3 protein-coding genes are annotated in these 3,683 nt (G+C 41.9%); all 3 read right to left on the bottom strand.

Annotation, left to right across the window (positions count from 1 at the left end):
• Window positions 1-361 precede the first annotated feature (361 nt).
• Window positions 362-961 (bottom strand): response regulator, encoded by a 600-nt coding sequence (locus WB217_RS14340; RefSeq protein WP_423993910.1) that lies wholly within the window; start codon window positions 959-961, stop codon window positions 362-364.
• The gene (locus tag WB217_RS14335) at window positions 958-2,097 is read right to left on the bottom strand and encodes a sensor histidine kinase (protein WP_423993909.1); all 1,140 of its coding nucleotides are present in this window, start codon (window positions 2,095-2,097) and stop codon (window positions 958-960) included. Before WB217_RS14335 ends, WB217_RS14340 begins: the two co-directional genes overlap by 4 nt.
• A gap of 213 nt (window positions 2,098-2,310) precedes the next feature.
• Window positions 2,311-3,345, bottom strand: coding sequence for a fatty acid desaturase (locus WB217_RS14330; RefSeq protein ID WP_423993907.1), 1,035 nt, complete (start codon window positions 3,343-3,345; stop codon window positions 2,311-2,313).
• Window positions 3,346-3,683: the final 338 nt, after the last annotated feature.

The raw sequence follows: 3,683 nt of genomic DNA, 5'->3' as shown, positions 1-3,683 counted from the left end.
TCCTAGTGCCGACGTTGCCGCAGGACGCGGCGTTTTTAGTCGGCCAGCGCTTGTCGGACTTGCACAGGATGTGTTGTCGGCGACGTTGCCACAGGACGTGGCGTAGTTAGTCGCCGTTCCTTTTACTAGTCGCCTCCGCTTTTCGAATTGTCTAGTTTCGCCTCCTAGAAACTCCGAAACTTCAACTCCGCCGGCAGAAGCAAAAAGCGCTTCTTTGTCGGAGTCTCCAGTTTCTGCGTTTCTGGGCAGTCGGCTACACATTTCGGTTTCGGTCCGACGTTGCCACAGGACGTGGCGGTTTTAGTCGGCCAGCGCTTGTCGGGGCTGACCAAGGCACTTGCGCTTTTCTTATTTCTTTTCGTTATTTAAACCACCCTTTTTCCTTCGAATGGGTGATGGCTTCAATTCTGTTCGTCACTTCAAGTTTATCCAGTATGGTTGAGATATAGTTGCGTACCGTACCTGCTGTGATGCTTAGCTGGCCGGCGATTTCTTTTGTATTCTTCCCATCGGCGACAAGCTCGAGCACTTCCATTTCCCTTTCGGTCAGCGGGTTTTCCTCACTGTATACATCGTCCATCAATTCAGGAGCATAAACTCGCCTTCCGCCCATGACGCTGCGTATGGAACTTGCCAGCTCTTCGCTTGGACTGTCCTTCAATAAATAGCCGCTTACGCCTGCCTTCAAGGCTCTTTGAAAATAACCGGATCGTGCAAACGTTGTTAGTATTATTACCTTGCAGCCTAGCTCTTTTAATTCCTCTGCCGCCTCCAGACCGGTTTTACCTGGCATCTCAATGTCCATGATACAAACATCAGGCTGCAGATTCTTGGCGAGAGAGACAGCTTCTTCCCCGTTGCTTGCCTTTCCCACCACTTCCATGTCATCCTCAAGACTAAGAAGTGAGCCCAACGCTCCAAGCAGCATGCGCTGATCCTCCGCAATTACAATCCGAATCATATCAGGTCCTCCCTGTCAGTATGCTTAAATACTTTAGGTATTTTAATAAAGAGCGTTGTACCCTCATCTGAAAAAATGTCAAGTGTACCGTTCACAAATTCGAGACGTTCCCTCATTCCCAGCAGTCCGCTTCCTTTGTTAAAATCCTCATCCGTTATCTTGCCAACTCCGTCATCACGGACTTCAGCGATCAGCTCTTTTTCAGTCTGATTTATGGTGATTGAGCATACTGTGGCTTTGCTGTGCTTGACCACATTTGTTACGGCTTCCTTTAAGCACATGCTAAGAATATTTTCTGAAAGCAGCGATACATTGCTCACGTTAAAGTCATCATCATTGCCAATGAACTTGATTTCGGCTGCTTTAAGGATTTGCTTCACATGGATCAGTTCTTCGCGAACGCGGATCCCTCTCATCTCAGCTACCATTTTCCTTACTTCATTGAGCGCAGTCCTGGCAGTTTGCTGTACATCCTTTAATTCCTCTCGGGCTTGTTCAGGATCCTTATAGATTAATTTACGGGCTAAATCAGATTTTAGTCCAATCAAAGAAAGCTTTTGTCCTAAGGTGTCATGAAGGTCCCTGGCAATCCTCTGCCTCTCCTCTATTTTCACCAGGTCAGAAATTCGCTTGTTGGCATCTTCAAGCTTCTCTTCCAGCTGCCCTCGCTCCTTTTTGTTAAAAATACTGAATGGCAGGAGAATGACACTGATCCAGACGATCACGATGATAGGCAGCTGTTTGATAAAAAAATCTTCCTTAAAGACAATTTCCAAGTTAATGACGATGGATGTTCCTACCAGGTGAATGAAATACAGTACAAGGAACGGAATTCGATCTTTTAAATTACCTATAAAGTAAGCGATGAAAAAGGCGAAATAAACATAGCTGAACAAGCTGGCAGAGGCAATTGAAATACCTATCAAGATACATGTCCACAAATAAACTGACCAGCCTCTGGATACGAATGCCAGCCAGTAAACAAGAAAGAACATCAATGTCAGGATAACACCCACTACTTTTCCCACAGTAGATGGTAATTGCCAAATGAAATAAAAAGGCAATATTCCGAGAATTGTCCATATATAAGGAGATATGCCTGTGCTTTTTAGTGAATTAATTAACCTTTTAAACATGATATAAACCTCTGCTTCATAATAATCCCACTCATTTTTATCTTATCATATCGACCTCAGATTAGAGCTTTTCACAAATAATAAAAAGATAAAAAAATCATAAATTCCAAGATGTTAACATAAAAATTACTCCCCTCAATCCAGGCTGAATATTTCCGAAAAGCTCTTTGAAAGCTTTACAAAATATTCAGGACTGGCCTAAGGGGAGTTGTTTTATAGTTCTGGCTTTGTCTGAGCCGTCATTTTGTTTGAAGTTGTTAAAGCTTTCATCTCTTTAAAGCCGATGAACTGCTTTTTCTTTTCATCCCATAAGCGGAATCGCAGGGATGTTAAGCTTGTAGAAAGAGTGATCGTCGGAACATTTTGCAATGGCTTAGTATTATTGTGAACTTCTTCAAGCTTATAGTTCGGTACACGTGGGCTCAAGTGATGCACATGGTGGTAACCAATATTACCTGTAATCCACTGAAGTACCTTTGGCAGCTTATAGAATGAACTTCCTTCCACAGCAGCCTTCACATATTCCCACTCTTTGTCTCCTTCAAAATAAGAATCCTCAAATGTATGCTGTACATAGAACATCCAGATCCCAAACATCCCGGCAAGGAAGAAAATCGGTCCTTCTACCATTACAAATGATTCCCAGCCGATTGCCCAAATCAGCAAGCCTGAGATTCCGAAAATCAAAACGTTGGTAAGATAGGTATTTAATCTTTCTTTCAGTCTTGCTCCTTTACGGTTAAAACGGTTAGTGAACAATACAATATAAATTGGTCCCAATACAAACATAACAAAAGGATTGCGGTACATTCTGTAAGCTAGCTTCTGCCAAGTTGGAGCAGCCATATATTCATCAACTGTCATAACCCAAATGTCTCCAGTTCCTCGCTTATCCAAGTTGCTGCTTGTAGCATGGTGGACTGAATGTTCGTGACCCCACTGGCTGTATGGAAAAAGTGTCAATACTCCAGTTAATGTGCCGACAATCTTGTTGGCTGTACGGTTTCTAAAGAATGAATGGTGTGTGCAGTCATGGAAAATGATGAAAATCCTGATCATAAAACCTGCTGCAAGAACAGCAAATGCCAGTGTCAGCAAATAAGATATAGAAAGGCTTTGATATGCCAAAAACCACAATGCCAAAAATGGTACCACCGTATTCAGTATTTGAATGATACTAGCTTTCGTGTTTGAATTTTCATAAGGGGCGACCTGTTTTCTTAGTTCTTTTGCGTTGTGAGTTGCCATCTTGTTTAAATTCCCCTTTCGGATTTGTTAGTTAACCAAATTATAAACAAGGGAAACACTCTTGTGCAGTAGCAGGTGTCATATGTGACACATGATAAATGTCATGTTTCGAATAAAAATTCCTTAAAAACCTTTATTTATAGCGTTTTTTTTACTTAGTACCAGGTAATATTATTTGCTATTTATTTTTAAGGATTCGTGTTTTTTATCAATTATTGATTTCTTATGAAATATTCTTTCTGCCACTGTCCAAACTGCGCCTCAAACTCACTCTCTTCTGTCCATGTCTGCATCAAATCATGACATCCACCTTCCGCATTATTAAATATGGCTATGTC

The organism is Mesobacillus sp., from assembly GCF_049588175.1.
In the GTDB taxonomy this organism is placed as follows: Bacteria; Bacillota; Bacilli; order Bacillales; family Cytobacillaceae; genus Mesobacillus.
The sequence above is the reverse complement of the archived record's forward strand: the minus strand, read 5'-3'. Positions and strand labels throughout refer to the sequence as shown.